Raw genomic sequence first — 4,025 nt, forward strand, 5'->3', positions numbered from 1 at the left:
AATTAGAGAAGAAGATGCAGCCACAGCAAAAAAATATTTTGAAAAAGCAAACGTTAAGGATACCATAATTTTACATTTTGGAGATGCCCGGCAGGTACTTACAACACTTAACCAGCAGTGGGATTTAGTTTTTATTGATGCTGATAAAGTGAGTTATATTGAGTATTACGAATTAACTTTGCCAAATGTAAAATCCGGCGGATTTATCGTGGCAGACAATGTGCTTTTTCATGGAGAAGTTTTACAACCAGAATTGAAAGGTAAAAATGCAAAAGCGATCCAGGCTTTTAATGAGCATGTGGCAAAAGATAAAAGGGTGGAAAATGTAATACTTACTGTAAGAGATGGATTGTTACTGATTAAAAAATTATAGGGGATGAAAAAATTATTTATTATATCAATTTTATTTTTAAGCACAGCAATAGCTTTTGCGCAGGATATGTTAACACCTGTGCAGTATATTGAATTGTATAAAGATATTGCCATAAGGGAAATGAAAAGAATGGGTGTGCCTGCAGCGATTACACTGGCGCAGGGTTTGTTGGAAACAGAAAGCGGTAACAGCCCTTTAGTAAAAAAATCTAATAATCATTTTGGAATAAAATGTAAAAGTAACTGGACGGCTGGTGGTGTTACTCATGATGATGATGCAATTGGAGAATGTTTTCGCCTGTACAAAACCGCTGATGAAAGTTATCGTGACCACAGTAATTTTTTAAGGGCTGACGAACGCTATGCTTTTCTTTTTAAATTGGATGTAAAAGATTACAAAGCCTGGGCTTACGGATTAAAAAAAGCTGGGTATGCCACCAACCCAAAATATCCATTGATACTTATTAAGCATATTGAGCAATATAATTTACAGCAATACACTTTAGCAGCTGCTGACGAAGCACCAAAATTTGATGCCGGTAAATACCAGGATGATGTTGAAATAAAAGTAGTTGAAGAAAAATTTTTGCCGGAAGAAAAAAACGCAGATGAAGCCAGCATGCTTGATGCAGGTGATAAAGTAATTACTGTTAATGGAAGTAAATGTGTGTATGCAGGTAAGGGCACATCACTGCTGGTGGTAGCCACAAAAAATAATATTGCGCTAAGTAAAATGCTTGGCTTTAACGAACTTGCGGAAGACGGCTTGCTTACAAAAAATCAAAATATTTTTTTAGAGAAAAAATCTAAAACAGGCGATAAAGATTTTTATGAAGCAAAAGCAGGGGAGTCGTTGTATGATATTGCACAAAAAAATGGCATACAGTTACAGTATATGCTGGACTATAATAAGCTTTGGGGAAATGAACAAATTAAACCGGGTACCAAAATTTACTTAAAGCCAAATAGTAAACCTGCAAATGAAGTTGCAATAAAAGTTATAAGTACTCCTGAAGCGGTTATTGCTAAAACACATGTTGTGCAGCCAAAAGAAGGGTTGTATTCAATTTCTAAAAAATACAATATTAGTGTACAGCAAATAAAAGAATGGAATAAACTGCAAACCGATTCATTAAGTATCGGGCAGGAATTAATTGTATCAAATTAAATTCGGAAAGAACTATTACCAAAACATCAGGCGCTGCAAAGCAAACCTGCAAACTACAAACACCAATGAACATCGAGGTAAACAAAAAAAAATTTACTCCATTTATAACTGCACAGAAAATAAATGAACAAATTAATATTCTGGCGGCTGAGCTTAACCGTGATTATGAGGGAAAACGTCCGCTGTTTATTGCTATACTAAATGGCTCTTTTATGTTTGCAGCCGACTTATTTAAGGCAGTTACTATTGAAGCAGAAATTTGTTTTATAAAACTGGCTTCTTACAAAGGCACTACTTCCACCGGCAATGTAATTACCTCTATCGGTCTCGATGAGCCTTTAAACGGCAGGCATGTAATAATTATAGAAGATATAGTTGACACAGGCAAAACGCTGAACGAATTTTTGCCACAGCTTTTTAACCAGCAGCCGGCATCGCTAAAAATTGCAGCGCTGTTACACAAGCCCGATGCATTAGTATTTCCCGTAAAAATTGATTATCTTGGCTTTAACGTACCCAATAAGTTTTTGCTGGGCTATGGCCTTGATTTTGATGGCTTAGGAAGAAATTTAAAAGAAATTTACCAGCTTATAGAGGAATAGCAGGCAACACAAAGGGGAAAAAAATTGTCTTTAACCTAAATATTTTAACGCAATTAATCTTCTTGTGCTAAAACGGTTGCTATATATCACTTTTCTTTTTTTAACTGTACTGCATGCCGGTGCACAGTATTATATACGTGGCGAGGTAAAGAATGAAAAAAATCAACCTCTTGCCAACGTAAAAATAATTTTACACTCCAATCATTTATTATATTATTCCGGGGCCTCCGGCGATTTTGGCATAACTACAAAATCAATTGCCGATTCACTTTCTTTTACTCTTGATGGATATGAAACAAAAACTGTAAAAATAAATGCCGAACAGTGGCAGGCTGTAAACTTAAAAGTATTACCGAGTAATGTTAACCGTAACAGGCCCAAATTAATTTCGGTTACAAAAAATTTTAATCAAACATCAAAATACCGTTGGTTTGTAAATAACGAAACTTATTTTCAACTGGTAGAAAATGAATACGTAACTGCTGATAAATTTCCCAACACAGGGTTTTCATTAAATGTAAACAAGGCATCGTACAGCAATATACGCAGGTTTATAAATATGGGCAGCACTGTACCGCCTGATGCTGTACGTACAGAAGAGCTGCTGAATTATTTTAACCTTCACCGAAGGGAGCCGGAAAATAATGAAGTGTTTAAAATAGAATCACAGCTTAGCTCTTGCCCCTGGGATGAAGAAAAAGCATTATTGTTTTTAAATATCAATGCAAAAAAATTAGACCTTAATAAAATTCCGCCAAGCAATTTTGTTTTTTTAATTGATGTATCGGGCAGTATGGATATGCCCAACCGGTTACCGTTATTAAAAGCAGCATTTCAAATGTTTGTAAAAAATTTAAGAACTATTGATACTATTTCAATTGTTACTTACGGCGGTACTGTTGGCATTTGGCTGCAACCCACAGGCGGAGACGAAAAAGAAAAAATAATTAAATCAATTGAAGAGCTTGAAGCAAGAGGCGATACACCCGGCGAAGCAGCTATAATGACGGCATACCAATTAGCAAGAAGTACGTATAATAAAAAGGGCAGCAACCGGGTAATACTGGCAACTGATGGCGATTTTAATGTGGGGCTTACATCAGAAAAAGCAATGGATGAACTTATAACAAAAGAAAGACAGTCGGGAGTTTTTTTAACCTGCCTTGGTGTGGGTATGGGAAATTTTAAAGATTCTAAATTAGAAACGCTTGCAAAAAGGGGCAATGGTAATTATGCTTATTTGGATGATATTAACGAAGCAGAAAAAGTTTTAGTAAAAGAATTAACGCAAACTTTTTATGCAGTGGCAGATGATGTGTATATGAATTTGCAGTTCAACCCAAAATTAGTAAAGCAATACCGCCTGATAGGTTTTGATAATAAACGTGATGCTGTACAAGACAGTACGATTGATATGGAAGGTGGCGAAATAGGCAGCGGCAGCAGTGTGCTGGCAGTATTTGAAATTGTGCCCGAAGATGCAAAACTTTTAACAGCAGATTTTATAGATAAGAACGGCATTGCAAAACTTTCTATGCGGTACAGCTTGTGTAACGATACTGCCCATAAAGTAATGGAATACATTTGTTCGCAGCAGGCTATTGAGTTTAATGATTTGGATAATGAATTGCAGTTTGCCACCGCCGTTACCATGTTTGGCTTAAAAGTAAAGCAATCAAAATATATTAAAGAAGCCGACTGGTTACAAATAGAAACTATTGCTACCGCTGCCCATAATCAAAATGATTATTTGCAAACAGAGTTTTTGCAAATGATTGATAAGGCTAAAAAGATTTATAAATCTAAAAAAGGGAAAAAACGAAAAGATGAATAGTTGAATCGTCAATCGTCAATCGTCAATCGTCAATCGTCAATCGTCAATC

At 35.7% G+C, this 4,025-nt stretch carries 4 protein-coding genes; all 4 read left to right on the top strand.

Annotation, left to right across the window (positions count from 1 at the left end; translation table 11 throughout):
• A partial coding sequence (locus tag ACY651_RS09530; protein ID WP_462252063.1) for an O-methyltransferase occupies positions 1–373 on the top strand: 373 nt, incomplete at its 5' end.
• Between the two features lie 3 nt (positions 374–376).
• Positions 377–1,540 (top strand): glucosaminidase domain-containing protein, encoded by a 1,164-nt coding sequence (locus ACY651_RS09535; protein ID WP_462252065.1) that lies wholly within the window; start codon positions 377–379, stop codon positions 1,538–1,540.
• A gap of 65 nt (positions 1,541–1,605) precedes the next feature.
• Complete coding sequence (gene hpt / locus ACY651_RS09540; protein ID WP_462252067.1) at positions 1,606–2,142, top strand: hypoxanthine phosphoribosyltransferase; 537 nt, start codon at positions 1,606–1,608, stop codon at positions 2,140–2,142.
• Between the two features lie 64 nt (positions 2,143–2,206).
• A complete protein-coding gene (locus ACY651_RS09545) occupies positions 2,207–3,976 on the top strand; it encodes a vWA domain-containing protein (protein WP_462252069.1) in 1,770 nt (589 codons plus the stop codon).
• The last annotated feature ends 49 nt before the right edge of the window (positions 3,977–4,025 follow it).

The sequence above is a fragment of the Ferruginibacter sp. genome (assembly GCF_031391665.1).
Taxonomy (GTDB): Bacteria; Bacteroidota; Bacteroidia; order Chitinophagales; family Chitinophagaceae; genus Ferruginibacter.